A 25,662-nucleotide genomic window follows, 5' to 3' on the forward strand; every position below is an offset into this window, starting at 1 on the left:
CACCTTTTTGTCACAAACTTTTTTGCAACCACGTTTTCAAGAGCGGCAACAGCCGATCCGGCAACTCGCTCACATGCGGAACAAAGACGCGGAAGCGACCATAGATGTTTTCAATCGTCCGCCGCGTTGACTCATCGTCGGCCCCGTGGCCTAAAAAGAGATTGACGACCTCAATGCCGCGGCGGCGCGCTTCGGCGACTGCTTCGTGCGTATCGATGATGCCGTTTTGTTCATATCCGTACGCGGCGGGTTCGCCGTCAGAGAAGACGAGCAGCACTTTTTGTGCTTCCGGGCGCTTGAGGAGCTGTTCGGTCATCCAGCGAATCGCCAATCCATCGCGATTATCTTCATGCGGCTCGAGCTGCAGGATCGCCGGGCCGCTCGACGGCTCAAGCGAGCGATGGAATGAGACCGCCATCTGCAAATAGTTCGGCTGACGCGAAGCGGTTGCTTCGTTCGCATCTTCCCAAAATCCGACAATTTGGTGCGGCACGCGCAACGTTTTCAGCACCTCATGGCAAAGAACGAGCCCGGTTTTCGTCTCTTCCATTTTGTCATGCATCGAAGCCGAGCAATCGACAAGCAGGCCGAAGACCGCATCAAACCGCCGCGTCGGCTCGCCTTTTTTGCAAAACAAGCGCGGCCGCTCATCAATGAAAAACGACACCAATTGTTTGCGCAGCCGACCGACGGGCAAGTTCGTGCGCCAAGCGGAGCGCTTGTGTTCAAGCCATTGTTCCATGATGCGCACAAGCCGTTTTCGGTACGGCGCCACCGCCGCCTGTTTGGCGCGGTATTGCTCAAGATGCGCGAGGTTTGGCGACGAAGGAAGAAGCACAAGATCGGCTTGGCGGTTGGCCTCGCCATACGGCGCACTGTTTCCAGCCGGCGGCTGTTCGCTGAAGGATGCTTGCGCTTCCAGGCCATACTCGTTTCGCGCCGTCGGCCGAGACGTTCCTTTCACGACGGCCAGAGCCTGATCGCCGTCTTCACCCGGCCTCGCCTCATCGCTGATGATCTCGGTGCGGCTGCCTCGTTCGAGCTCAAAGCGGAGAAAGCTTCCACCCGCCCGGCTCGTTTCCCGATGCCATGTTGGCAGCACTTGCCGCTTGGCCTCTCCATCCGCCTCTTGAAGGGCATCGCGGTTTTCCAATGGGTTGGTCCGTTTGAGATCTTGAAGCGTCATCGTTTTCTCGTCCGCACCATCCTCAACGATTGGCAGCGATGTATAGGCATTGACCATATCATGAGGCAGCACGTCCTCCATCAGTTCCACAACGGCGAACGCCCAGTCCGCCACCTCGGCTGTCGAGGAAGCATCAAAAAATTGCGGCCATAACGTTTCGAGGCGCGCCTGCACCGCTTCATCCGCCATCGGAGCCAGCGGCGCATCATCAAGCGGCGAATCGGCCGTGAGCCGCAAATACATCCCCGCCAAAAACTGATCAGCCCAAGCGCCGCGCGTCCTGTTTGCTTGCCATTGCTGAGTGAAGTAGCGGCGGTACATGCGGCGGCGCGTGCGGAACCATCGCTTCATCCCGGGACGTTCCCGCTCGCAGACGGCTTCCAAGCGAAGATCTTCAGCGAATGTAAACAGCTGTTTGGAAAGCTTGGAGAGCGGTCGGGATTCCACCGCATGTCGGAAGGCGCGAACCGCCAATCGGTCGGTGTGCCGATACGTGCCGATGATGCGCAAGCCGACGTCGCTTTTCATTGCCGTTTCCCGCTCCAATGGTGGATACCCTTCCCAAAAATGGCTGACGTAAACGACCGGCTTGACACAATGCACGCCGGAATGGGCGGCGAACTGGATGGCAACGTCGCGGCGGCGCATGAGCGTTTGGGCGAGGTCAGAAAGCTGCATGACCAAACTCGAGTCGACCGTTCGGTCATTGAACATCATAAACCGCTCCATGCCGAGCCTCCTATTCGTCAAACCACGTTTCGGCGATGTTGCGCACCGCCGCCCGTTCCCGTTCATCGTCAAGCTTATCGACGATGCTTCGCTCAATGGCCCGCAATGGCGGCATGTATGCCGCCAAATCGCACGCATCCAACAAAGCGCGCACCGAAGCCGCTTCCTCGGCGATTTGTCCGTTTCGCACCTGCGCAAGCAGATCCGCCGACAGGGCGACGAAACGATCGATCAACGTTTCATCCGTTAATGTAGTTTGCGCCAACAATACCGATTTTAATGTTTCTCCTTGCACATACGGGACATTGATGACGACAAACCGGTTTTTGAGCGCCTCATTGAGCGGTACGGTGCCAATATAGCCTTCATTGATCGCGGCGATGACGCCAAATGTCTGTTTCGCCTGTACGATATCGCCAGTCAGCGGATTGGTGAGCCGCCGCCGGTAGTCAAGGACGCTGTTTAAAATCGGCAGCGTTTCCGGTTTTGCCATATTAATTTCGTCAATGTATAGCAAATGCCCTTTTGTCATCGCCTGGATGACTGGTCCGGGCACGTACTCGATCACCGCCTGGCTGTTTTTGTGCACGATCGTCTTAAAACCGAGCAATGCTTCGGCGTCTAAGTCCACGGAACAGTTGATGCTGTGCATCGGTTGACCAAACAAAGCGGACAACGTTTCAGCAAGCCGCGTTTTTCCCGATCCGGTCGGGCCTTTTAAGAGCACGTTTTTCCCAAGCGCGAGCGCAATGGCGGCATCGTGCACAATCGCCTCATCTGCCGCCTTGTACCCGCCCGCTCCAATCAACGCGCGATTCGGATCGCGGCGGAACAGTTCTTTTCGATTTTCCATTTCTTTCGTGACCGTCAACGGCCATGTTCCCATCTTCTGACTTCCTCTCTGTGGCGATCTTCCCCTCTCATTCTACTAGATCGCCCGGCGGGACGCAAAACAAAAGAACTAGACCATAAATATATTATGTAAATATAACAAAGAAAAAACGAGGCGCTCTCAACCGAAGTTGTCCTCAATCGCCTTGCGAATGAGCGCCGCGCACCGATCAAGCTCCGCCTTGAGCTGGCGTTTGTACAGCTTCGCCTTTTCCTGTCCGCCCTCGGCGAACCGATAGTAGACGACTTCTTGGTACTTCATTCCCTCTTTTTTCTGTTTCACTTGTTTTAAAATGCCGTCTTCGATCAAATCGTGCAGCGCCTTATACACTTCGGAGTGGTTCGGCCGGTAGCCGAACGGCTTGAACTCTTGGCGCAATACATCAAGCAGCTTCAGCCCGTAGAGCCGCTCCTGTTCGGTGAGCGTAATCAAATACAATTTTAAAAACGCACGTTGTTTTAACAGAAAACCGCTGGGCGTCCGTTTTTCTCCCATAGGCTTTTTCCCTCCTTCCCTACGGATGAAATTTCGCTCTTTGGGCGGCGAAATCCTGCTTGTCTTCATTATACCATGGGGGAAAGGAAAAATCCTCTCCCGCTTGGTTTCAATAAAACACGATCGTTTTGTTTCCGTGGATGATGACCCGGTCTTCCAAATGCCACCGAAGCGCCCGGGCGAGCACCGTTTTTTCAATCAGTCGGCCGATCCGCTTTAAGTCGTCCGGATGGTGGCGGTGATCCACGCGGGCGACGTCCTGCTCAATGATCGGCCCTTCATCCAAATCGTCGGTGACGTAGTGCGATGTGGCGCCGATCAATTTGACGCCGCGCTCATACGCCCGCTCATACGGACGCGCGCCGATAAAGGCGGGCAAAAATGAGTGGTGGATGTTGATGATCCGTCCCGGGAATTCAGCGACAAACGCCGGCGACAAAATTTGCATGTAGCGGGCAAGCACGATGGTGTCGATCTGATAGTCACGAAGCAGACGGATTTGTTCGGCTTCGGCGTCCGCTTTCGTTTCTTTCGTCACCGGAATATGCACATACGGGATGCCAAACGACTCGACCGTCTCGCGCAAGTCGGGGTGGTTGCTGATGACAAGGGCGATGTCGGCGATCAGCTCTCCCGCCTGCCATTGCCAAAGAAGTTCAAGCAGACAATGCTCGGCTTTGGAGACAAAAATCGCGATTCGCCGAATATCGTTGTGCAGCCGAAGCTGCCAACGCATCTGAAATTCAGCAGCGATCGGGGCGAACGCCGCTTCGATCTCTTCTTTTCGCTCGGCGATGTTCGGACAGTCGAACTCCAAGCGGAGAAAAAACGTCCCTCCCTCAGGGTCAGTCGAGTATTGGCTCGATTCAACGATATTCGCCCCTTGTTCGTACAGAAACGACGTCACCGCCGCGACGATGCCCGGGCGATCTGGGCAGGAAATAAGGATTCGAGCGCGTTGCTCGTAACCTTGCAAAAATGATTGCCAGCGATGTTGGCGAAATGTCGTCATGCGTTGTCTCTCCCTTTTCTTGCTTTTCCTTGCCATTCATCATACAAAAAATTCATGAACTTGCCAACAGGGAAGATAACAAAAGAGGGTGTCCCAAAAGGATCGGGACACCCTTTCTTATTACCGTATATAGGTATAAAACAATCATTAAGAAACAATATGTTGTGTTTTGTTAAGGAAAATGACCCTTTTGGGTCAGCCCCCTGGCAAGCGAAAAACCTCTCTCAGTCTTTCGTCAAATCGCCGGCCGGGCCGAAAAATTCGTAATGGATGTGCTCCTCTGGCACACCCCATTGTTTTAGAGCGCGATAGACGGTTTTCATAAACAGCACCGGGCCGCAGAAATAAAAGTCTGCGTCTTTCGTCGGGATCACGGATTGCATCCATGCAAGGTCAATCCGCCCTTCTTTGCCAAAATGTGGATGGCGGCGGTCCTCGTCGGATGGCGACTCATAACAAATATGATAAGAAAATGACGGGCGTTCCGCCAACATCCGAAGCTCCTTATCAAACGCGTGCACGCGGCCATTCAAAGCAGCATGCAAAAACGCCGCTGGGCGGGTCGGTTGGCGGATGGCCAACGTATGCGCCATGCTCAAAAGCGGAGTGATGCCGACGCCGCCGCTGATGAACACAACCGGCGTCGTTTTGGACAAATCAAGCGTAAAATCGCCAGCTGGAGCGCTAAGCTCGAGCACGTCGCCCTCTTGGACATGATCATGCAAATAGTTGGAAACAATGCCGGCCGGCTTGTCCGCTGTAGCTGCTTCCCGTTTGACGCTGATGCGGTAATACCCTTTTCCAGGTGCATCCGATAAGCTGTATTGGCGAATATGCGTATACGTCTCGCCCGGAATCGACAGTTTGACGCTCACGTATTGACCCGGCAAATAATCACTGATGGCCTTGCCGTCTTCCGGCTCCAAATAAAACGAAGTAATGACGCCGCTTTCTTTCACCTTTTTCACGACGACAAATCGGCGAAAGTCACGCCAGCCTCCGTGTTTGGCCGCTGCCTCATCGTAGAGCTCTTTTTCCACTTGAATGAAAACGGATGCAATGGCTTCATATGCTTCCGCCCAAGCCGTGATCACTTCGTCGGTGGCGGCGTCGCCGAGCACGTCTTTGATCGCCAGCAACAAATGCTTTCCGACGATCGGGTATTGTTCTGGTTTGATTCCTAAGCTGCGGTGTTTATGGCCGATTTGCCGCACAACCGGCAAAATAGCATCAAGCTGGTCGATATAGCGCGCTGCCGCATACACGGCTGCGGCCAAGGCGCGTTGCTGCCGCCCTTGCTTTTGGTTGGCGTGGTTGAAAATATTGAGCAGTTCCGGATGATTGGAAAACATGAGTTCATAAAACCGCTTCGTAATTTGTTCACCATGTGTTTCCAAGACAGGCACCGTTGATTTCACAATTTCAATCGTTTTTGGATGCAATTTCGTTGTCGTTGTCATGATTTCATCCCCTTGTAAAACATGTATTTTTAATACATCTTTTATTCAACCATGAGCACTGCGAAAAAGCAATATTTCAAATACATCTTTAATAAATTGTTCACAATTCTTCGTTCGAATCAGGTGTGGTACAATGGGATCAAGAATGTCGCTTAAAGGTTGTGAATCACGATGCAGTTGACGAACTATACGGAATACGCCTTGCGCGTCCTCTTGTTTTTAGGCGCGCTTGATGAAGAAGAAAAAACAAACATCAAAGACATTGCCGCTGCCTTTTCCATTTCAGAGCATCATTTAAGCAAAATCGTCTATGAACTTGGCAAACTCGGCTACATTGAAACGATCCGTGGGCGCAACGGTGGAATCCGCCTTGCGAAACGCCCCGCGGAGATTGTCATCGGCGCGGTTGTTCGCGAAACGGAGGAAAACTTGTCGCTTGTCGAGTGTTTTGCCGCCCACGGCAATGAGTGCGTCTTAACGCCGGTATGTCGGCTTCGCTTCGCACTTCACGAGGCGTTAGAGGCGTTTTTGCGTGTGCTGGATGCGTATACGCTCGCCGACTTGCTTGAAGACCGAGCGTCGCTTCGTTCTTTATTGAAAGAGCGGCGCGGTTGAGAAAAAACTCTCTGGCTATAAGCTGGATGGCGTTTGGCAGGCACACGATCACTAAGCATCGCTCTACGGAAGGAAGACGCGGGATGATGCGAAACCGATGGCGGCCTTTGCGGCGATTGGCCTTTGCGCGGGATGTGGCGGCAAGAACGATCATCAGTTAGAAAAACGAAACCAGTCGTCAAACATGGGCGGCGGGATGAATACGTCCGGCACCGGCCGATCACATCCCCTTTGTTTGCCACAAGACGAAGAATATATTAAGATTAGAAAGGTGTGAAAACATCTGCATGACTAAAGGAGGTCACAATGAAACACGAGGGAAACGCTTTGCCACCTTACTTGCATATGGACAATGGAGAGCTCTGGCTCACCGAAGATGACCGGGACAACTTAAAAATCAGCTACCGTATCAAAGAGGTGATTTTTGCCGAGCCGTCTGAATACCAGCATGTGATGATTTTGGATTCGTACGATTTCGGCCGCATGCTCGTACTCGATGGCGTCGTGCAAACGACCTCAATTGATGGCCATATTTATAACGAAATGATTTCGCACGTGCCGCTGCAGTTTCATCCGCAGGCGAAACGGGTGCTCATCATCGGCGGCGGCGACTGCGGCGCAGCCCGTGAGACGGCGAAATATGCTCATCTTGAAGCCATCGACATGGTGGAAATTGACGAAAAAGTTGTCCGGGCGTGCAAAGAGCATTTGCCAGCCGTCTCCGGCAACTTATCGGATCCGCGCGTGCGGTTTATTTATGATGATGGCGTCAAGTTTGTGCAAGGGAAGGAAAGCGTCTACGACGTCATTATGATCGACTCGTCCGACCCAGTCGGCCCGGCGGAAGCCTTGTTTTCACCGGAGTTTTACGCCAACGTCCATCGCGCGTTGAAAGAGGATGGGCTGATGGTCTGCCAAAGCCAGTCGCCAATTTTCCATCTGGATATTTTGAAGCGGACGTACCGCAATATTCGCGAACTGTTCCCGCATGTGCTTGTGTACACCGCCGTGGTGCCGACGTATCCAGGAGGGTTGTGGAGCTTTACGATCGGCTCGAAACGGCCGCTCGATTTTCCGGCGCAGACTACCATTCCAAATGACACGAAATATGTGAACGATGGGATCTTTCGCCAATGTTTCGCGTTGCCGGCATTTTTGCGTTCGGCGCTTGAGGTGGAATAACCGCTTGGCATCAAAAAAGCTGTCCCCCACAAAGCAGGGACAGCTTTTTCGTGTTGCTTGAGTCCATTCTGTTTTATGGAGCAGGTGGGTTGTGAGACAATGCCCGCTTGGCAAGCCATTGAAGCGTCAAGTCATCCGCCGGCGGGTTGTAGAGCCCAGCGCGGACGTCACGGTAATACCGCTGAAGCGGATTGTCAGCAAACAAGCTTTGTCCGCCGACAATGCGCATCGCCCAATCGACGACTTCAAGCGCGGTATTGGTGGCGACCAATTTGGCTGTTGCCAACTCCTCTTTCATTTCCATCCGTTTTTCCGGATAGCGATCCCATAAATCGGCGACCGCGTACAGGAAATGGCGCGCATGGGTGAGGCGCCATTCCATTTCAGCGATTTTCCGCTGTACTTCTGGCGTCGAGGCGATTGGGTGAGGCAGGGTATTAGGCTGGTACGTCTTGGCAAAGCGAAGCGCCTCATTGCGCGCCGCAATGGCGATGCCTAAGTAACAAGCCGGCACGTGCAACAGCCATCCTTGCGCCGGAGCGGCTTCGTTCGCTTCTCCAAGCGTCTCTACGAGCGCCTTTTGGTCGACTTCGACTTCTTCAAGAACAAGATCATCGCTGCGCGTCGCCCGCATGCCAAGCGTGTTCCACGTCGGCTCGATGCGGATGCCTGAAGCAGACATCGGCACCAGAAACTCACCGACCCGACCATCTTCCATTGTGGCGGAAATTAAGACGTAATCGAGCGCAGGGGCTAACGATGCAAATGTCTTTCGCCCTCGAAGCACCCAGCGGCCATGGCGAAAGACGGCCGTCGTTTCCGGTTTACCGCCGCGCGCCGGGCTGCCAGTTGTCCGTTCAGAGTGGGCGCTGTTGATGAGCGCGTGGCGGCAAACGACTTCATTCGCCAAACGGGCGAGAACGGGCTCCGGCCAGCGGCGAAGCAAAAACAGCCGCATGAGAATGCTGGCGTGCCAACCAAACGACAATGCCGTTGCCCCAGAACCTTGGGCGATCGTCTCTTGCACGAGCACGAGCTCATAAAGCGACGCCCCTTGGCCGCCGTATTCAGTCGGGACGGTCAAGGAAAGGAATCCAGCCTCTTTTAAATCGGCAAAATCGGCAAATGGAAACGTTGCCTGTTCGTCATCATGCGCCGCCCTTTTCGCAAACCGTTCCGCAAGGCGACGCGCTTGGTTGTACAATTGTTGCTCCCGATCGGTTCGCACAAGCAAATGGTACAATTCGTTCATCGGTTCTCCCCTTCTTTTGGTCAAGATGCCTTTATTGTACCGAGTTCTGGCTAGGACTGAAAACAAAAACGCACGGGAAAATGACCGTCCTTGCTCTCGGAAGCTTAAAAGAGAAAGAAATGCCGAATGTACCGATCATCGTCACGGTGGACGAACTCATTTTTCCCAGCATCGTACTCGTATTCCTCCTGCCAGCGGCGGCCATAGCGGGCGATTTGACGGACGGCGCGGATGATCGCATACACTTCTTCGTTCGTCATCGTAGGATGGAGCGACAGACGCACCCATCCTGGTTTGGCGAGAGGATTGCCGTTTTTGACTTCTTGAAGCAACGCAGCGGATTGTTCCTTGTCGATGCCAAGCAAATAGTGGCCGTATGGTCCGGCGCAGGAACAGCCGCCGCGCGCTTGAATGCCGAAGCGATCATTCAGCAGTTTGACAACAAGGTTGTAATGCAATCCATCTATGACAAATGAGATGATGCCAAGACGGTCGTCCCGATGTCCTTCAAGCACGCGGACGCCGGGAGTGCTTTTTAGCGCCGGCAAAAGAAGGGAAACAAGTTCCTTTTCGCGGGCGCGCATCTGTTTTACGTTCATTTGCTCTTTCAGCTGGATGGCCAACGCTGCCTTGATGGTTTGCCAAAACGGCGGTGTTCCGCCATCTTCGCGTTCCTCAATGGCTTGGATGTATTCATAGTTCCCCCACGGGTCAGTCCAGTACACCGTCCCGCCGCCGGGGTGATCCGGAGCGTGCTGATGATAAAGCCGGCTGTCAAAGATGAGCACGCCGGCGCTTCCCGGCCCCCCGAGAAACTTATGGGGGGAGAAATAAATGGCATCAAGCTGCTCCATTGGGTCGTCCGGATGCATATCGATGCGGACGTACGGAGCGGAAGCAGCAAAATCAACAAAGCAAAGGCCGCCATGCTCGTGCATGATTTTCGCCAGCTTATGATATGGGGTTTCCAACCCCGTGACGTTCGAGCAAGCAGTAAAGGCACCGATTTTTTGCGGCCGATCTCGGTAGCGCTCCAGCAGCTCGCGCAAATGGTCAAGATCGACATCCCCGTTCTCTGTCGGACGGACCGCCACGACTTCCGCGATGGTTTCCACCCATGGCAATAAATTTGAATGGTGCTCCATATGGGTGACAAAAACGACTGGCCGCTCCTCATCATGAAGGGACAAGCGGTGCTTCCACCGTTCCGGTACGCGCAAGCCAAGCAGACGCTGCAGCTTGTTGACGGCGCTTGTGGTCCCGGCGCCTTGCATGATCAAGACATCGTTTTTCCCGGCATGAACGTGCTGTTTAATAATTTCTTTTGCATAGCGATAGGCAAGCGTCGTTTTCGTTCCGGTCACATTCGATTCCGTATGCGTGTTGCCGACAAATGGACCGAGCTCATGCGTCAGCTTCTCTTCAATCGGCCGGTACAGCCGCCCGCTTGCTGTCCAGTCGGCGTAAATAAGCCGCTGTTTGCCAAACGGCGTAGAAAACGGATGAAAGCGGCCGATCGTTCCATCGCGAAACGGCTGAAAATACGTCTCAAGCTCCCCGCGGCATGTATACACCGCATTTCCGATCACAGCGTGAATGGCCATGTTTATTCCCCCTTTCCGCCATTTCGTCTATTTACAAAGTATGTCGCCTTCGGTGATTCGGTCCAAAAAACGTGGGAAAGTTGAAAATGAAAAATCCGCCGTACAGGCGGATGATATTCCACTCCCTTTTTTACAGACCCGCGAGCGAGAAAGCCCACTCCTTGAGGGGTGGGATGAAAGCGAGCCGTTTTCCGAATATTGAATGATTGTGAAAAAAATGGTATCCTGAAACCGCCACAAGGAGGTGAATCCATGCCGACGATCACACTAAGGCTGGAGCTGCACAACCCAACGAAAGTCAAACAAGACATGTACGAACGGATGACAGAAGTGAATACCGCGTTTACGAATTGGCTGTTGAATCATCCCAAGCTGAATCAAGCAACGAGCAAAATTTTTAAGGAGTTTTCGCCGCAGCGGTTTCCTTCCGCTGTCGTGAATCAAACGATTCGAGAAGTGAAGTCCCAAAAGAAAAACCAGAAAACAAAGAAGTTTCAAACATTATGGTGCTGCTTTAACAATCAAAACGTGAAGGTGGAAAAGAAAGGATCGTTCTACACGGTTTCCTTCCCCACACTGGAGAAGAGAATTGGCGTGCCGGTCGTCACGCGCCCCTATCAAGAAGCGTGGCTGAATCGGCTGCTCGATGGAACCGCTAAACAAGGGGCCGCCAAGCTCTACAAAAAGAGAAAGAAATGGTACTTGGCGATCGCGATCACCTTTGACGTGAAGCCGCGGCACGAAACAAAGGTGATGGGCGTTGACGTTGGGCTTCGCTATATCGCTGTGGCCAGCGTGGGAACGAAATCGTTGTTTTTCAAAGGGAGCCAATGCGCCTTCATTCGCCGACGATATGCGGCTTTGCGGCGAACGTTGGGCAAAGCGAAGAAGCTCCAGATGATTCGCAAAATCGGCCGCAAAGAGTCCCGCTGGATGAAGGACCAAAATCACAAAATCAGCCGTCAAATCGTGAATGTTGCGCTCGCCAACGGTGTTGGCGTGATTCGGATGGAAGCGTTGACGGGGATTCGCAAGCGGGCAAAATCGGCCAAAGAAGCGGGGCGAAGCCTTCATGCTTGGGCGTTCCACCAACTGCAAACGATGATTGCCTATAAAGCGGAAATGGCAGGCATTCGGGTGGAGTGGGTGGATCCAACCTACACGAGCCAAACGTGTAAATGTGGTCATCGAGAGAAAGCGAACCGAAACGGCATCCGCTTCCGATGCCAAAGGTGTGGATACACTCTCCACGCCGACTTGAATGGCGCCATCAACATCGCCAAAGCGATTTCGGGCTTCGCCGCTGAACCTAGCGCACTGGTCACAGGTGCGCCGCCCATTGGGGTACATCGTAACCCGATGGGACGGGGTGATGACACACCCCTGAAGCTTTTGCGTTGTCCGAACCAGAAATGGATGAGGACGCAAACGACCCAAGAATCCCACGCCCTTTAGGCGTGTGGAGTGTCAATCCCTTTTTTTGCACGATAACGGCGAAATCGTTTCCCCCACGGACGGCACAAGGTATTCGGCAAGCATGGTCCGCAAGTCATCAGGCAACGGTTCGCTCGTTTGGGTTTGGAAATTGAAATGGACGACCGCTGCCTCTCCGATGGCGATCAGTCTTCCTGTTTCCTCTTCCATGATGCGATGAATGCATTGAAAGCTTTTATTGCCGATCCGGGAGACATTGGTTTCCACGCGCAATCGTCGTCCGAAGAATCCTTGGTTGATAAAATCGCACTTGGTGGAAGCTAAAATAAAATGCCAGTCCTCCGTTCGCCCGCCGTAACGCAATTCATCAAACAGGCGGGTGCGCGCTTCTTCTAAATAAATAAAATAGCTAATGTTGCTTAAATGTCCGAGCGCATCAGTTTCACAAAAGCGTGGGTTGACGGTAATGATGTGCGTCTTCATTTCTCCCTCTTCCTTTCTTGCCTTTTTTTGCCCCTTTCGCCCACAATATTCGTTTGGGTGAGCATGGGGCGTGACCGAGTTGGATTTGTAGCTACCAACTAGTCAGTATGTTGTTTTTATCATACTCCGGTTGATTTGGATATGCAATTGTTTTGTTTTGGATTATTGATTATTTAGAACATTGTTTGCGATATAAAATGTTGTGACGAATTTGGAACCTATATAATTTTGACATTTTCAGGGTAGATAAAAAAGCCCGGCGAGGGCAGACGGGACGTCTGCGGTCAACCGGCCCAAAGCGGCAAAAGAACGTATCCAACGAGCGACACGCCGGCGCAAAGGAGAGAGATGCGCAGTTTATATTTCGCATAGCTCATCAAGTCCATATCCATAATGGCTGCGGTTGTAATCGTCGTATCGCCAAGCGGCGAAGCAAAGGCGCCAAACGTCCCGCTCGCAAACACGGCGCCGACTGTCACCTCGAGCGGCGCCCCGGTCGCATGGGAAAGCGTGACGCCAAGCGGCATCAAAATGCCCCACGTTCCCCATGAAGAACCGATAAAGTATGATAAAAACGATCCGACCAAAAACACGGCCGCTGGCACGAATGCCCCCGGCAGCCATGTGCCGAACGTCGACGACACGTACTCCGCAAATCCGAGTTCCCCCGCCACCGCCGAGACCGCCCATACGAGAACGAGCATGCCGATCGGCGCCATCATTTCGTTACCCCCAGCAAAAAAATGGTACGTCAGCTCTGAAAGCGATTGTCGGCGCCATAAATAAAACGCCATCGACAAAAGGATGGTCACAAACAACGCCAACAGCATCGCCCATGTCGCATCGGCCGCGGAAAACGCCTCCCACCAATTCTCTGCCCCGCGTTTCCTCCCGTCGTACACGAAAAAGGCAAACGTCAGCGCGATTAACAGCGCCAGCGGGACAAACAAGTGCAACGGCTCCCCGTTGATCAGCGCCAGCTCCTTGCGCAATCCGAGCCCGTGCAGTGTATTCGTTTCCCCTTCTCCTTTTTTCGCCCGCGGTTTGCCGATCCGGATGTTCAACATCGTCGTCAACACCCCGACGGCCAGAGCGACAATCGCAAACAAGTTGTACGGCAGGCTGCGCAAAAACACGTCATACGGCGATTCGTGAATGTCGTTTTGCTCAAGCGCCGCGGCGACAACAGAAGTCATAAAGCCGACGAACGCTGTCGCCGCTGGCAAAAGCACGATGATCGGCTCGGTCGAGACATCGATCATGTACGCCATGCGGCGGCGGTCGATGCGAAACTGGCGAAGGACCGCTTTCATCACTGGTCCAAGGAGCATAATGCGAAACATCGGCATAAAAAACGTCACCGGCACCGTCAGCCAAACGAACAACAAAATCCCCCGCTTCGAGCGGATGCGGCCGGAAAGTCTCTCGACAAACCCTTTGATCCCGCCGGTAATTTGCATCATGCCGACAAGCGAACCGAACAAATACAAAAACGCGGCCACCTTCATATGCTCCGGATCGGTCAGGGCGTGAAGAACAGCGGAAACAGCGCGCTCAATCGCGCCGACAGCCGACCACTCAAGGCAAAACGCTCCGACGAGCAATCCGGCCACGAGGCCGGGCAAAATTTCTTTCAGCCATACCGCCAACGGAATGATGAGCAGAAAAGGCAACAGCGACCACCATGTTCCTTCCACGTCGGCGCCTCCTTTGCGATGATGTTGTTACCAAGAAGGATAGCCATGATGTAGTTTTTTTATGATTTCCATTGATTATTTAGAACATAGTTTTACTTATAAAATTTATGTTGCCCGCGCAAACAAAAAAAGCCGCGCTGCAGTTTGCAGCGTGGCCCACACTTTCATCCGCCCCGGGCTGGCTCCCAAACAACCTGGGGCACAGAAGGCGTTGTCATTTCCGGCGCGCAAAATCGACAAATCGGAACTTGTCGAGCCGGTGACGCGATTCCGTGTATTGAAACAATGCAGCATCGCTTAAATACACGTAGTTTTTGACGACAACGACGCGGTCATCGCCATGCAAATCCAAATAGCGCCGGTCTTCGTCCGTCGCTTCGTCGACCGATATTTCTTTTTTTGCAAAGCTGATCGGCAAATGCAGCTTCGTTTCCAAGTATTCATAGATCGAGTCTTCGCAAATCTCTTTGGTCAATAGCGGCACATGCTTTTTCAGAAAAAAGTCTTTATCCAAAATAATCCGCTCTCCGCCGATTTCACGGACGCGCACGACTTTCCACACTTCGTCTTTGCTTGAGGCGCGCAGATGCTGCCTGAGCTCGCGATCCGGCTTGATGATCGCCAGTTCATGCACGATCGTCCGCACCGGCTGCTTCATCGTCTGCGCCAGTTCTTTAAAGCTGACCAATCCGGATACGGGAAAGTCATATTTGCCGACGTCAAGGACGATAGATCCTTTCCCTTTCATTTTTTGGATATAGCCGTGCTCGGACAACAAATGGAGCGCTTTGCGAATCGTCTCGCGCGATGTCTCATATCGGGCGGCCAGCTCGTGTTCCGATGGCAGCTTGTCGTACGCCTTCCATTCTCCGCGGCGGATGCGGGAAATGAGGTCATGGTAAATGGTTAAATATTTGTTTTCATGCATAAGAATCACCGCTTGTATTGTATCACGGCCGGCGCAAAAGATAAACAACCGATTCGTATGGGCGCAGTTGCATGCGGCGAAAATCGGCCGGCGCGTCCGAATAATTGGCAAGCAGCAGTTCTCCCGTATAGCCATCGGCTCCCGCTTCTTTCGGCAGCGTGAACATCGTTTCGACTGGATAAAAATTGTTGACAACAAGCAGCTTTTCTCCATCGCCATGACGCATATAGGCGAAAATATGCGGATCGTCCGCAAGCAACAGCTCATAGCGCCCGGTCGTAATGAGATCATACTGTTTGCGCAGCTCAATCAGCCGCTTATAATGGTAGAAAATCGAGTCGCGGTCGGCGAGCGCCTGTTTCACGTTAATGCGCCGGTAGTTGTCGGCGACGCGAATCCACGGCGTCCCAGACGTGAAACCGGCATGCGGGCTGTCGTCCCATTGCATCGGCGTGCGGGAATTGTCGCGCGATTTTCGCCGCAAAATTTCCATCACTTCTTGCTCGCTTTTGCCTTGTTCTCGCAAAATCCGGTACATGTTGAGCGACTCAACGTCGCGGTAGTCGCGAATATCGGTGAATTTCGGGTCGGTCATGCCGATTTCTTCGCCTTGGTAAATGTATGGCGTCCCTTGCATTAAATGGATCGTCGTCGCCAACATTTTGGCTGATTCTTTCCAATACGTCCCGTCATCGCCATAGCGCGACACGATGCGCGGCTGATCGTGGTTGCACCAAAAGAGCGCATTCCAGCCCCCGCCTTCATACATCCGGACTTGCCATTCGGACAAAATGCGTTTTAAAGCTAGAAAGTCAAACGGGGAGACCGCCCATTTTTCCCCATTCGGGTAATCGACCTTCAAGTGATGGAAGTTAAACGTCATATTGAGCTCGTGGTTTTCCGGGTTCGTATACCGGATGCAATGATCGATCGTCGTCGACGACATTTCCCCCACTGTCATGATGTCGTATTTTGAAAACACCTCTCGATTCATTTCCTGCAAAAACTCATGAATGCGCGGTCCGTCCGTATAAAAGCGGCGCCCGTCCCCCGGCGGCACCGAACCGTCGTCATCCGGGAAGCGCTGATCTTTTGACAACAAGTTGATGACGTCAAGCCGAAAGCCGTCCACTCCTTTTTGGAGCCAAAAATGCATCATGTCATAAATGCGGCGGCGCAGCTCTTCGTTTTCCCAGTCCAAGTCCGCTTGTGTCACATCGAACAAATGCAAGTAATATTGGCCGGTTTGTTCGTCGTATTCCCACGCCGAGCCGCCGAATTTCGATTGCCAGTTGTTCGGCGCTCCGCCGTCCGGCTTCGGGTCGCGCCAAATGTAAAACGAGCGGTATGGGTTCGTTTTCGAGGAGCGCGCCTGCTTAAACCATTCATGGTCGGTTGAGGTATGGTTGACGACCATGTCCATCACCAGCTTCATGCCGCGCGCATGCACTTCGTGAAGCAGACGGTCAAAATCGCCCATCGTTCCGTATTCGTGATGGATGCGGAAATAATCGCTGATGTCATAACCGTTGTCGCGCTGCGGCGACGCGTAGATCGGCGTCAGCCAAATGACATCGACGCCCAGTTCTTGTAGATAATCGAGCTTCTCGATCACGCCCGGCAAATCGCCGATGCCGTCTCCATTCGTGTCGTAGAAGCTTTTCGGATAAATTTGATAAACGACCGCTTTTTTCCACCAAGGGGTTGTTGACATCTCTCTTCACCTCGTTCGTCAGGATAAAAACATACCATTGGCATCAGCGGCCAATGGTATGGTGGTAAATGGATGATTTCGCACATCGTTCTCTTGCTTCCACACACGGCAATCATGAGCGGGCGGCTTTACGCACTTTCCCAAAGACAAACGTCAGCGCAAACGGCACCACAATCGCGATCGCCATGCCGATAAAGAACGGCGTCCACTTTTGCGGTACGATCGACAAGAAACCCGGCAGGCCGCCGACACCGATCGACGGAGCGATGACTTTATTGAGCGTAATAAACATGCCGGCGATCGCCGCTCCGGTCATCGCTGCGATAAACGGGAAGCGAAAGCGCAAGTTGACTCCGAACATCGCCGGTTCCGTGATGCCTAAATACGCGGAAACAGCCGACGTAAACGACAAACCGCGCAGCTTTTCCTCCTTCGCGACAAACATCATCGCCAACGCTGCCGAACCTTGGGCGATGTTTGACATGACCAAAATCGGCCATAAGAATGTGCCGCCGGTATTGGCAATCAGCTGCAAGTCAACCGGCAAGAACGTATGGTGCATCCCGGTGACGACAAGCGGCGCATACAGCGCTCCATACAACAATCCTCCAAGAGCCGGAACCGTGTCAAAAATCGTGACAAACAAGTGGGTAATGGCATTGCCGATCGCAAATGTGACCGGCCCAATAGCGATGAACGCCAAAAAGCCCGTAATGAGCAACGCAAGCGGCGCGACAAGCAACAGCTGAAACGCATCCGGAATGCGCTTGCGCAAAAACAGCTCAAGCTTCGCCAGCACGTAGGAAGCCACCAACACCGGCAGCACTTGCCCTTGGTAGCCGACTTTTTGCACTTCAAAGCCGAACAAGTTCCAAACCGGAATCTCTCCTTTTTCTTTCGCCGCTCCCCAGCCCCAAGCGTTGAGCAAATCTGGGTGGACGAGCATCAAACCAAGGACAATCCCTAAGAGCGGGCTGCCGCCGAATTTCGTCACCGCTGACCAGCCGATCAAACCGGGCAGGAAGACGAACGCTGTATTGGCGATCAAGTTGATCATGTTCGCCAAATCGGCCCATTCTTTGTGCACCTCGACAAACGATTTCCCTTCGTAAAAAATGCCTGGGCCTGTCAAGACGTTGTTAATACCCATTAACAAACCGGCCGTCACGATCGCCGGCAAGATGGGAATGAAAATATCAGCCAGCGTCTTAATCGCGCGTTGCAGCGGATTGAGCTTCGCTTCCGCAGCGTCTTTAATCTCCTGCTTTGTCGCCCGGCCGATGCCCGTCAGCTCGATGAGGTCGTCATACACTTTATCGACAAGCCCTTGGCCGATGACGACTTGAAACTGGCCGTTTGCGGAAAACGACCCTTTGACGACATCGATGCGCTCAAGCGCTTCCTTATTGACTTTTCCTTCCTCTTTGAGCGCAAACCGAAGCCGGGTCACACAATGCGTGGCGGCGACGATGTTTTCTTTGCCGCCGATGGCTTCAACGATTTGCGCGGCTGCTTGTTGGTATGCCCCCATGATGAACGCCTCCCTTTTCTTTCCTTAACGACCGCTATAGCGTTAAATCGCTTTCAGCAACCGGTTGCAAACAAACTTGTATATACAACCTGAATTCATTTTATCTTGTATATACAAGTTTGTCAACATCTTTCGATGACCGCCTTCATTTTTCGACAATAGTTGTTGTTTTTTTGCTAACTTCCACTTCTTTTGTTATGTTTTGTCAAGCGGCAGGAAAATCAACGACCGAGTAGGAAAATAAAACATAACGCAAATCAATGCCAAAAGACGAGAAAGGATGAGGGAATGCGATGAAAACCTATACACTCCGCGAAGCAGCGAAAAAAATCGGGGTCACCGCCCGCGATTTGAAACAATGGGAAAAGCAGTTCGCCGGATCGATTGCCGTCCCACGCACAACCGAGGGGGCACGCATGTACACCGACGAGCTGATCGACCGGTTTCGCCATATCCGCACTTGGCTTGAGGACGGCCGCCATCCGCGCGAAGTGGCTGAAATGATCAGGCAAATGGACGGACAACCGGCAGAGCGAGCCAACGAGACAGCCGCTCAAGTGGAAACAACCGTCATGGAAGGGGAAATCATCGATGTGCCCCGCCTGCTGCATCAAGGGATGCCATACATAGCCGAGCAGTTGGCGGCCCGCTTAAAAGACGATATCGTCGACGCCTTGAAACAGGAAACGACAGCCACGGTCCGGCAAGCGATGGATGAGGTGAAAGGCCGCCTTGACTACATCGAGGAGCAAACGACGGCAGCTGCCGAAACGGTGCGCCGTTCACTCCGCGATTACGAGGACGCATGGCAGCAAAAAACGGAACAGCTGCATGAACATTTGGAAACGGTCGTCGCGTTCTGTCAAGAGGAAAAAGTAAGACAGGAAGAGGAGCGAAAACAGCTCGAACTGCGCATTTTAGAACGGGAAAAAGCGTTTCGCGAGCTCGTGTTGTCGTTTCGGCAAACCGCTGCCAGCACCAGCGCTGCTCGAACACGGGCAAATAAATGGTGGAAGTTTTGGTGAAGACGATTTTGGCATCAATGTGACAAGGGCACCCGTTTTGGATGCGCCATACCTCCGTCAAAAATCAAAAAAGGGCCCCGCCAAAACTCGGGCCCCTTTTTGCGTCATATTCGGCGGCTCTCGGCCGCATGTCGTTTGATGGCTTCGATCAAGTGCGCTTCTTCTTGTTTGGTGACATGGAGGCGGACGCCATAATAGTAGGCGTGGACAAACGGTCTTTCCCAGACAAGCTGCCCCCGCAGCGTAAAGGGGGCAGCGTTTAGCCAAAACGAGATGTCAACCAGCGTTCCCCCTGTTGAAAAGGGAAGGCGGCCTTCCGTTTCGATTTTCATCCCGTGCGGACTTAGATCGTGAATGTAGACGCTGCGCTCGCCATCGGCTGTGCGCAGTTCAGCCGGGAGCGGCCGGCCAAACTGATACCGGAACGGTTCTTGACGCTTAAACCTCATCCTTCCTCCCCTTTTCCAAGCAGCTTCGTCGGTTCTTTCCAGACATCCACCACCATCCCGGCTTCGTCAGTGTCAACAACAAACGAACCCGTGCTGTAGCGGTCGGAGAGACGAAGGGAAGCGGCTTCGATCGTCTCGACCACCCCTTTTTCCGTCCGCAATCCGACCATTTCCTCATCGCTGCTGACAAAGACGGCGCCGACAACTCGGTGCGGGTTGGATTTCACTTCACGTACGATCACAACGCCGCGCTTCGCTCGTGAGGACGGCTCAAACTCGCTCATCGCCACTTTTTTCACTGCCCCGCGCTGCGTCACGACGACGAAGGAGCCCCCCTCTTCTAGGCGAACGGGGCACGCAGCGGCGACAAAGTCCCCTTCCTTCAATTGAATCCCTTTCACCCCAGCCGCGCGCACGCCAACAAGGCTGATCTCCTCCTCGGCAAACAAGAGCGCATGTCCATCATGCGTCGCAAGCCAAAGATGGCCGCATCCATCCGTCGCGTAGACGGCGATGACGTCATCATCCTCTTTCACATTAACGGCCACAAGCGGGCGGGTGTAGCGCTGCACTTGGTATTGAGCGAGCTCCGTTCGCTTTACGAGCCCTTGTTTCGTCACAAAGATGAGCTGCTCCCCGGTGTTAAAGGAAGAGACTGGAACAGCGGCGACGAGTTCATCGTCGCGTTCAAGCGGAATGAGATGGGAAATGTGCTGGCCGACCTCTTTCCAACGGATATCAGGGAGCGTATGCACCGGGCAGTATAAATAATAACCGCGGCGGGTGAAAAGCAAGAGCACATCGGTCGTATTCATCTCGAGCTGGGCGAGCAGCCGATCCGTTTCCTTCATGCCCATGTCTTGACCGTTTGAGGCGCTGTATGAACGATAGCTCGTCCGCTTCACATATCCTTCTTTTGTCACGGTGACGATCACGTCTTCCGCCGGAATGAGCGCCTCCACCTTCACTTTCAGCTCTTCAATCTCCTCTTCAATCACCGTCCGCCGCTCATCGGCATATTGCTTTTTCATCGTCTTCAGCTCTTTTTTGATGACGCCAAGCAGCTTCTTTTCATCTGCGAGAATCCCCGTAAGTTCCGCAATCGCTTGATCCAGTTCTTCCGCTTCTTGACGCAGCGCCGTGATGTCGGTGTTCGTCAACCGATACAGCTGGAGCGTCACGATCGCCTCGGCCTGCGCTTCGGTGAATCCGTAATGAGCCATCAGCCGTTCTTTGGCGTCGCGCTTGTCGCTTGAAGCACGAATCGTCGCAATCACCTCATCCAAAATGGAAAGAGCCCGAATCAAGCCGTCGACGATGTGCTTCCGCTCATTCGCTTTTTTCAGCTCAAAATGCGAGCGGTTGGTGACGACCTCTTTCCGGTGGGCGATGTAGGCATCCAACAGCTCCGGCAAACTCATCAGCTTCGGCCGGCGCTCATGGATCGCCACCATGTTGAAGCTGTACGGCACTTGCAAATCCGTATTTTTGTACAAGTAGTTGAGAATCGCTTCCGCATCGGCGTCTTTTTTCAATTCGATGACGATCGACAGCCCGTTCCGGTCCGTTTCATCGCGCACATCGGCGATGCCGTCGAGCTTTTTGTCGAGGCGAAGCTCGTCAATTTTTTTCACTAAATTCGCTTTGTTCACTTCATACGGCAGTTCCGTGATGACAATGTGCTTTTTCCCGCCTTTTCCCTGCTCGATGGCGGCTTTGGCGCGGATGATGATTTTCCCGCGGCCGGTCTCATACGCCTTGCGGATGCCGTCTTTCCCTTGGATGATGCCGCCGGTCGGAAAATCGGGGCCAGGAAGAACCGTCATCAGCTCGTCAACAGTGCAATCCGGCCGGTCGATCCGCATCAAGACGGCGTCGATCACCTCGCCAAGCGCATGCGGCGGAATATCGGTCGCATAGCCGGCCGAAATCCCGGTCGAGCCGTTCACCAACAAATTCGGAAACATCGCCGGCAGGACGGTCGGCTCATCGGTCGTATCGTCAAAGTTCGGCACAAACGGAACCGTTTCTTTGTCAATATCGCGAAGCAACTCGGCGGCAATCGCCGACAGGCGCGCTTCCGTGTAGCGCATCGCCGCCGGCGGGTCGCCGTCGATGCTGCCGTTGTTGCCGTGCATCTCCACAAGCACGTTGCGCAGCTTCCACTCTTGGCTCATCCGCACCATCGCTTCATACACCGATGAATCGCCGTGCGGATGAAAGTTGCCGATCACGTTTCCAACCGTTTTCGCCGCCTTGCGAAACGGTTTATCAGCCGTGTTGCCATCCATGTACATCGCATACAAAATGCGGCGCTGCACGGGCTTCAGCCCGTCGCGCGCATCCGGGAGCGCCCGGTCTTGGATAATGTATTTGCTGTAGCGGCCAAAGCGGTCGCCAAGCACGTCCTCTAACGGCATTTCCAGCAATCGTTCTGCCATCGTCATTCTCCTTTCCTAACACATCAGCACCAAAAAGGCGGCGCCTTTTCACGCCGCCATCAGCCGATCCATTCCGGTTCCTCTTCGAGCCCGAAGGCGACGTGCGTTTCGATCCATTTGCGGCGCGGCTCGACTTTGTCGCCCATGAGCGTCGTCACCCGCCGTTCGGCGCGGGCCGCATCTTCAATGCGCACGCGGATGAGCGTACGCGTCTGTGGGTTCATGGTCGTTTCCCATAATTGATCGGCGTTCATTTCGCCGAGTCCTTTATAGCGCTGAATCGTATAGCCGCGGCCCATTTTTTTCATAATTTCTTTCAGCTGCTCGTCCGTCCATGCGTATTCAACGATTTCGTTTTTGCCGCTTTTTTTGCTGATTTTGTAAAGCGGCGGCAAGGCGATGTACACTTTTCCCGCTTCAATCAGCGGACGCATGTAGCGGTAAAAAAACGTCAAAAGCAGCACTTGAATATGGGCGCCGTCCGTGTCGGCATCGGTCATAATGATCACTTTGTCGTAGTTGACATCATCGAGCGAAAAATCAGCCCCGACGCCGCCGCCGATGGCGTGGATGATCGTATTGATTTCCTCGTTTTTCAAAATATCGCCAAGTTTCGCCTTTTCCGTGTTGATGACTTTTCCGCGCAGCGGAAGCACCGCCTGGAATCGACGGTCGCGCCCTTGTTTCGCCGAACCGCCCGCCGAATCGCCTTCAACGAGATAGAGCTCATTTTTTTGCGGATTGCGCCCTTGCGCCGGCGTCAGCTTGCCGCTTAAGAGCGCCTCTTTCCCTTTCCGCTTTTTGCCGCTTCTCGCCTCTTCGCGCGCTTTGCGGGCCGCTTCACGCGCCTGATAGGCCCGGATCGCTTTCTTAATGAGCATCGCGCTTACGTCCGGGTTTTCTTGCAGAAAGTACATGAGCTGCTCGGACACCACCGCATCGACGGCCGAACGCGCTTCGCTCGTTCCGAGCTTTCCTTTCGTCTGTCCTTCAAACTGCAGCAAGTGCTCTGGGATGCGCACCGAAACGACCGCGGACAACCCTTCGCGAATATCGGACCCTTCGAGGTTTTTGTCCTTTTCCTTCAGCAGACCAACGCGGCGGGCGTATTCGTTAAAAACGCGCGTCATCGCCGTTTTCGCACCCGCCTCATGCGTGCCGCCGTCTTTTGTGCGCACGTTGTTGACAAACGACAGCACGTTTTCCGAATAACCGTCGTGAAACTGGAACGCAAACTCGACTTCAATGCCGTTTTGCTCGCCAGCAAAATACACAACCGGGTGGAGCACATCTTTCTCCTCATTCAAATAGGCGACAAACGCTTCAATTCCGTTTTCGTAGTGGAACACCTCGCGCATGCCGGTCCGTTCGTCAACGAGTTCGATTTTCAGCCCTTTTAACAAAAACGCCGATTCGCGCAGCCGTTCACTCAATGTTTCATAATCGAAGACCGTCGTGCTGAAAATCGTTGGGTCCGGCTTAAATTGAATGATGGTTCCGGTTTTGTTCGTTGTGCCGATTTTCTCTAGCGTCGTCACCGGTTTGCCTCCATGCTCAAACCGCTGCCGGTAAATAAAGCCGTCGCGATGAATCGTGACGACCAGCCATTCTGATAAGGCGTTGACAACCGACGCCCCGACTCCGTGCAGGCCGCCGCTCGTTTTATAGCCGCCTTGGCCGAATTTGCCGCCGGCATGAAGCACGGTCAAAATGACTTCCGGCGTCGGCTTGCCAAGCTTATGCATCCCGACCGGCATGCCGCGCCCCTCATCCAAAACCGTGATGCTGTTGTCTTTATGTATTTGCACCAAAATGTAGTTTCCGTATCCGGCCAACGCTTCATCGACCGAATTGTCAACAATTTCATAGACAAGATGATGCAAGCCGCGGCTGTCGGTGCTGCCAATGTACATCCCCGGCCGCTTCCTGACTGCCTCGAGCCCTTCCAACACTTGAATGGCATCTTCGTTATATTCGTATGTCGCTCGCTTTGCCACAAGGCCACCCCTTCCTACAAAAACAAGAACATCTGTTTCTATTGTACCACAAACTTCTCGACTGTCCATTGCCTTTTGACATCCCCCGACAAATTCGGACAAGTGCGACAAAAAAACGAAAGGACCATCTCGAACAAGATGGCCGTTTCATGGATTAAGCACGCTTGGTGAGCGCATGTTCCACTTTAATGCAGCGGTCCATAATGACCGTGTAGCCTTTTTCTTTCAAAAAGCGATACGCCTCCTCATTGACGACGCCAAGCTGCGCCCAAAACACGTCGGCATCGATTTGCACAAACTCGCGGGCCAGCTCGGGCAAATGCTCAGAGCGGCGGAACACATCGACAATGTCGACATGGCCTTCGATATCGGTTAGTTGATCAACCGCCGGAATGCCTTCCCACTCATCGATCATCGGATTGACCGGAATGATTTCGTATCCAGCGTCTTTCATCGCTTTCGCCACCATATACGACTCGCGCTCCGGATTGTTGGACAACCCAACGACGGCAATCCGTTTCGCCTTGCGCAAAATTTCACCGATTTCTTCCCGGCTTGGGTTGACAATGGACATCGAGGTCTCTCCTTCCTTTATTCTCCTTTTTGCTGTACTAGTTTCGCTCCAGCCAGATCAAAATCCTGCCCAGCCAATAGAAAAAGAAAAAAATCATCGATCTTTTTTGCACAGCGCCCACACATCCTAGGCCGGCCACAACAGACGCAAACTTGAACATCATATTCATCGCCTACGCATCGATCCGCTTTCTCGTCCGCATCCAGACATTCTGTTTGCTGGCTGTCCGAACATGGATGACCTGCTGCCAGTTATTTTATGTTCCACCCGGCGTACACTCCAGCTAAAAAAACGGTCGTCATGGCAATCGCATGGACGATCATCCATCCCCACCGGCCGTAGCGGAAAGAGGAAGCCGCAAGCGGGGAGCGCGCTTTTTGGGGGACGATTTTTCCTCCCACCCACTCAAAGAAAAGCAAATACAGCCACCAGGCGGTGTATGAATCCCACACATCCCACTGTTCCTTATAATCAATCAGAGGGAGCGGCGATACAAGAGCAACCAACTCGAACAACATAATCAACTGCACCATCGCAAAGTAAAACGGCAACTTCCATGCCCAGCTTTCCGGACTGTACTTGACTCCAAACAAAACGAAAAACGGAATGACGGTTGCCATTTCAACGAGCGGAATCGGTGTATAAGGAACGAGCTTAACAGGGAAGGAGTAAAAGCCTGCATAGACAAACGCAAGGCAAAGAACGATGCCTGTCACCGCACTGAATGCATACAAAACCGCATATCTCCGTATATGCCGTTTGGCGATCCAAAAACTTCCCGCTATACTCAACATGACCGCTGCCAGTTCCACCGTCCAAACAACAGGAAGAGAAAACGTCATCATCGATCCTCCCTAACCCATTTCCCACTCCCTAAACGCTGTCTCAGACAGCACTGTTAGTATAATCCAAAGTGTGGAATTTATTCCGGCGCCCTCACCGGCTTTCCACTCCATCAGGCT

General features: G+C 53.2%; 21 protein-coding genes. 4 read left to right on the forward strand and 17 right to left on the reverse strand.

The window, feature by feature from the left end:
- Positions 1-10: 10 nt before the first annotated feature.
- The 5 genes from GYMC52_RS08500 to hmpA all read right to left on the reverse strand — a co-directional run bounded on the left by GYMC52_RS08500 (position 11) and on the right by hmpA (position 5,774).
- The gene (locus GYMC52_RS08500) at positions 11-1,915 is read right to left on the reverse strand and encodes a nitric oxide reductase activation protein NorD (RefSeq protein WP_013523762.1); all 1,905 of its coding nucleotides are present in this window, start codon (positions 1,913-1,915) and stop codon (positions 11-13) included.
- 10 nt (positions 1,916-1,925) lie between these two features.
- Positions 1,926-2,801: an ATP-binding protein gene (locus tag GYMC52_RS08505; RefSeq protein WP_013523763.1), complete on the reverse strand. Its 876-nt coding sequence runs from the start codon at positions 2,799-2,801 to the stop codon at positions 1,926-1,928.
- 126 nt (positions 2,802-2,927) lie between these two features.
- Positions 2,928-3,302, reverse strand: a complete 375-nt coding sequence (locus GYMC52_RS08510) for a helix-turn-helix transcriptional regulator (RefSeq protein ID WP_011231227.1) — start codon at positions 3,300-3,302, stop codon at positions 2,928-2,930.
- 109 nt (positions 3,303-3,411) lie between these two features.
- Positions 3,412-4,314: a formyltetrahydrofolate deformylase gene (purU, locus tag GYMC52_RS08515; RefSeq protein ID WP_013523764.1), complete on the reverse strand. Its 903-nt coding sequence runs from the start codon at positions 4,312-4,314 to the stop codon at positions 3,412-3,414.
- A gap of 224 nt (positions 4,315-4,538) precedes the next feature.
- Positions 4,539-5,774 (reverse strand): NO-inducible flavohemoprotein, encoded by a 1,236-nt coding sequence (gene hmpA / locus GYMC52_RS08520; RefSeq protein WP_013523765.1) that lies wholly within the window; start codon positions 5,772-5,774, stop codon positions 4,539-4,541.
- A 171-nt stretch (positions 5,775-5,945) separates the two neighbouring features.
- On the opposite strand from hmpA, the gene nsrR reads away from it, so the two are divergent.
- Together nsrR and speE are read left to right on the forward strand one after the other, a co-directional pair.
- Positions 5,946-6,389 (forward strand): nitric oxide-sensing transcriptional repressor NsrR, encoded by a 444-nt coding sequence (gene nsrR, locus GYMC52_RS08525; protein WP_011231230.1) that lies wholly within the window; start codon positions 5,946-5,948, stop codon positions 6,387-6,389.
- 306 nt (positions 6,390-6,695) lie between these two features.
- Entirely contained in the window at positions 6,696-7,571 is an 876-nt protein-coding gene (speE, locus tag GYMC52_RS08530) for a polyamine aminopropyltransferase (protein ID WP_013523766.1), read from the forward strand.
- Positions 7,572-7,644: 73 nt separating this feature from the next.
- Here the strand turns inward: speE and GYMC52_RS08535 are convergent, their stop codons facing one another.
- Both GYMC52_RS08535 and GYMC52_RS08540 read right to left on the reverse strand, forming a co-directional pair.
- Positions 7,645-8,823 (reverse strand): acyl-CoA dehydrogenase family protein, encoded by a 1,179-nt coding sequence (locus tag GYMC52_RS08535; RefSeq protein ID WP_013523767.1) that lies wholly within the window; start codon positions 8,821-8,823, stop codon positions 7,645-7,647.
- Between the two features lie 104 nt (positions 8,824-8,927).
- Positions 8,928-10,427, reverse strand: coding sequence for an aminotransferase class V-fold PLP-dependent enzyme (locus tag GYMC52_RS08540; protein ID WP_013145326.1), 1,500 nt, complete (start codon positions 10,425-10,427; stop codon positions 8,928-8,930).
- Positions 10,428-10,679: 252 nt separating this feature from the next.
- On the opposite strand from GYMC52_RS08540, the gene GYMC52_RS08545 reads away from it, so the two are divergent.
- Complete coding sequence (locus tag GYMC52_RS08545; RefSeq protein WP_013523768.1) at positions 10,680-11,882, forward strand: RNA-guided endonuclease TnpB family protein; 1,203 nt, start codon at positions 10,680-10,682, stop codon at positions 11,880-11,882.
- Positions 11,883-11,894: 12 nt separating this feature from the next.
- Here GYMC52_RS08545 and GYMC52_RS08550 read toward each other — a convergent pair whose 3' ends face one another.
- The 5 genes from GYMC52_RS08550 to treP all read right to left on the reverse strand — a co-directional run bounded on the left by GYMC52_RS08550 (position 11,895) and on the right by treP (position 18,214).
- Positions 11,895-12,344 carry an acyl-CoA thioesterase gene (locus tag GYMC52_RS08550; RefSeq protein WP_013523769.1) on the reverse strand — a complete coding sequence of 150 codons (450 nt, stop codon included), beginning with the start codon at positions 12,342-12,344 and terminating at the stop codon, positions 11,895-11,897.
- A 284-nt stretch (positions 12,345-12,628) separates the two neighbouring features.
- Positions 12,629-14,041: a Na+/H+ antiporter NhaC family protein gene (locus tag GYMC52_RS08555; protein ID WP_013523770.1), complete on the reverse strand. Its 1,413-nt coding sequence runs from the start codon at positions 14,039-14,041 to the stop codon at positions 12,629-12,631.
- A gap of 214 nt (positions 14,042-14,255) precedes the next feature.
- Positions 14,256-14,969 carry a trehalose operon repressor gene (treR, locus tag GYMC52_RS08560; protein ID WP_013523771.1) on the reverse strand — a complete coding sequence of 238 codons (714 nt, stop codon included), beginning with the start codon at positions 14,967-14,969 and terminating at the stop codon, positions 14,256-14,258.
- A gap of 22 nt (positions 14,970-14,991) precedes the next feature.
- Entirely contained in the window at positions 14,992-16,683 is a 1,692-nt protein-coding gene (gene treC / locus GYMC52_RS08565) for an alpha,alpha-phosphotrehalase (protein ID WP_013523772.1), read from the reverse strand.
- A gap of 112 nt (positions 16,684-16,795) precedes the next feature.
- Positions 16,796-18,214 (reverse strand): PTS system trehalose-specific EIIBC component, encoded by a 1,419-nt coding sequence (gene treP / locus GYMC52_RS08570; RefSeq protein ID WP_013145321.1) that lies wholly within the window; start codon positions 18,212-18,214, stop codon positions 16,796-16,798.
- Positions 18,215-18,507: 293 nt separating this feature from the next.
- Between treP and GYMC52_RS08575 the strand changes: the two genes are divergently transcribed.
- Positions 18,508-19,239, forward strand: a complete 732-nt coding sequence (locus tag GYMC52_RS08575; RefSeq protein ID WP_013523773.1) for a MerR family transcriptional regulator — start codon at positions 18,508-18,510, stop codon at positions 19,237-19,239.
- Positions 19,240-19,343: 104 nt separating this feature from the next.
- On the opposite strand, the gene GYMC52_RS08580 is transcribed toward GYMC52_RS08575, so the two are convergent.
- The 5 genes from GYMC52_RS08580 to GYMC52_RS08600 form a co-directional block, all read right to left on the reverse strand.
- Positions 19,344-19,688 (reverse strand): PilZ domain-containing protein, encoded by a 345-nt coding sequence (locus GYMC52_RS08580; RefSeq protein WP_013145319.1) that lies wholly within the window; start codon positions 19,686-19,688, stop codon positions 19,344-19,346.
- Entirely contained in the window at positions 19,685-22,129 is a 2,445-nt protein-coding gene (gene parC, locus GYMC52_RS08585) for a DNA topoisomerase IV subunit A (protein WP_013145318.1), read from the reverse strand. The genes GYMC52_RS08580 and parC overlap by 4 nt, the downstream gene beginning before the upstream one ends.
- A 59-nt stretch (positions 22,130-22,188) precedes the next feature.
- Positions 22,189-24,126 (reverse strand): DNA topoisomerase IV subunit B, encoded by a 1,938-nt coding sequence (gene parE / locus GYMC52_RS08590; protein WP_013523774.1) that lies wholly within the window; start codon positions 24,124-24,126, stop codon positions 22,189-22,191.
- A 154-nt stretch (positions 24,127-24,280) separates the two neighbouring features.
- On the reverse strand, positions 24,281-24,700 hold the full coding sequence (locus tag GYMC52_RS08595) for a CoA-binding protein (RefSeq protein ID WP_011231244.1): 420 nt from the start codon (positions 24,698-24,700) through the stop codon (positions 24,281-24,283).
- Positions 24,701-24,951: 251 nt separating this feature from the next.
- On the reverse strand, positions 24,952-25,542 hold the full coding sequence (locus tag GYMC52_RS08600; RefSeq protein ID WP_013523775.1) for a CBO0543 family protein: 591 nt from the start codon (positions 25,540-25,542) through the stop codon (positions 24,952-24,954).
- Positions 25,543-25,662: the final 120 nt, after the last annotated feature.

It is taken from the genome of Geobacillus sp. Y412MC52 (genome assembly GCF_000174795.2).
Taxonomy (GTDB): domain Bacteria; phylum Bacillota; class Bacilli; order Bacillales; family Anoxybacillaceae; genus Geobacillus; species Geobacillus thermoleovorans.

Coding starts and splice junctions, on each gene's coding strand:
- GYMC52_RS08500 (WP_013523762.1), bottom strand. CDS start 1,915: ATGGAGCGGTTTATGATGTTCAATGACCGAACGGTCGACTCGAGTTTG.
- GYMC52_RS08505 (WP_013523763.1), bottom strand. CDS start 2,801: ATGGGAACATGGCCGTTGACGGTCACGAAAGAAATGGAAAATCGAAAA.
- GYMC52_RS08510 (WP_011231227.1), bottom strand. CDS start 3,302: ATGGGAGAAAAACGGACGCCCAGCGGTTTTCTGTTAAAACAACGTGCG.
- purU (WP_013523764.1), bottom strand. CDS start 4,314: ATGACGACATTTCGCCAACATCGCTGGCAATCATTTTTGCAAGGTTAC.
- hmpA (WP_013523765.1), bottom strand. CDS start 5,774: ATGACAACGACAACGAAATTGCATCCAAAAACGATTGAAATTGTGAAA.
- nsrR (WP_011231230.1), top strand. CDS start 5,946: ATGCAGTTGACGAACTATACGGAATACGCCTTGCGCGTCCTCTTGTTT.
- speE (WP_013523766.1), top strand. CDS start 6,696: ATGAAACACGAGGGAAACGCTTTGCCACCTTACTTGCATATGGACAAT.
- GYMC52_RS08535 (WP_013523767.1), bottom strand. CDS start 8,823: ATGAACGAATTGTACCATTTGCTTGTGCGAACCGATCGGGAGCAACAA.
- GYMC52_RS08540 (WP_013145326.1), bottom strand. CDS start 10,427: ATGGCCATTCACGCTGTGATCGGAAATGCGGTGTATACATGCCGCGGG.
- GYMC52_RS08545 (WP_013523768.1), top strand. CDS start 10,680: ATGCCGACGATCACACTAAGGCTGGAGCTGCACAACCCAACGAAAGTC.
- GYMC52_RS08550 (WP_013523769.1), bottom strand. CDS start 12,344: ATGAAGACGCACATCATTACCGTCAACCCACGCTTTTGTGAAACTGAT.
- treR (WP_013523771.1), bottom strand. CDS start 14,969: ATGCATGAAAACAAATATTTAACCATTTACCATGACCTCATTTCCCGC.
- treC (WP_013523772.1), bottom strand. CDS start 16,683: ATGTCAACAACCCCTTGGTGGAAAAAAGCGGTCGTTTATCAAATTTAT.
- treP (WP_013145321.1), bottom strand. CDS start 18,214: ATGGGGGCATACCAACAAGCAGCCGCGCAAATCGTTGAAGCCATCGGC.
- GYMC52_RS08575 (WP_013523773.1), top strand. CDS start 18,508: ATGAAAACCTATACACTCCGCGAAGCAGCGAAAAAAATCGGGGTCACC.
- GYMC52_RS08580 (WP_013145319.1), bottom strand. CDS start 19,688: ATGAGGTTTAAGCGTCAAGAACCGTTCCGGTATCAGTTTGGCCGGCCG.
- parC (WP_013145318.1), bottom strand. CDS start 22,129: ATGGCAGAACGATTGCTGGAAATGCCGTTAGAGGACGTGCTTGGCGAC.
- GYMC52_RS08595 (WP_011231244.1), bottom strand. CDS start 24,700: ATGTCCATTGTCAACCCAAGCCGGGAAGAAATCGGTGAAATTTTGCGC.
- GYMC52_RS08600 (WP_013523775.1), bottom strand. CDS start 25,542: ATGACGTTTTCTCTTCCTGTTGTTTGGACGGTGGAACTGGCAGCGGTC.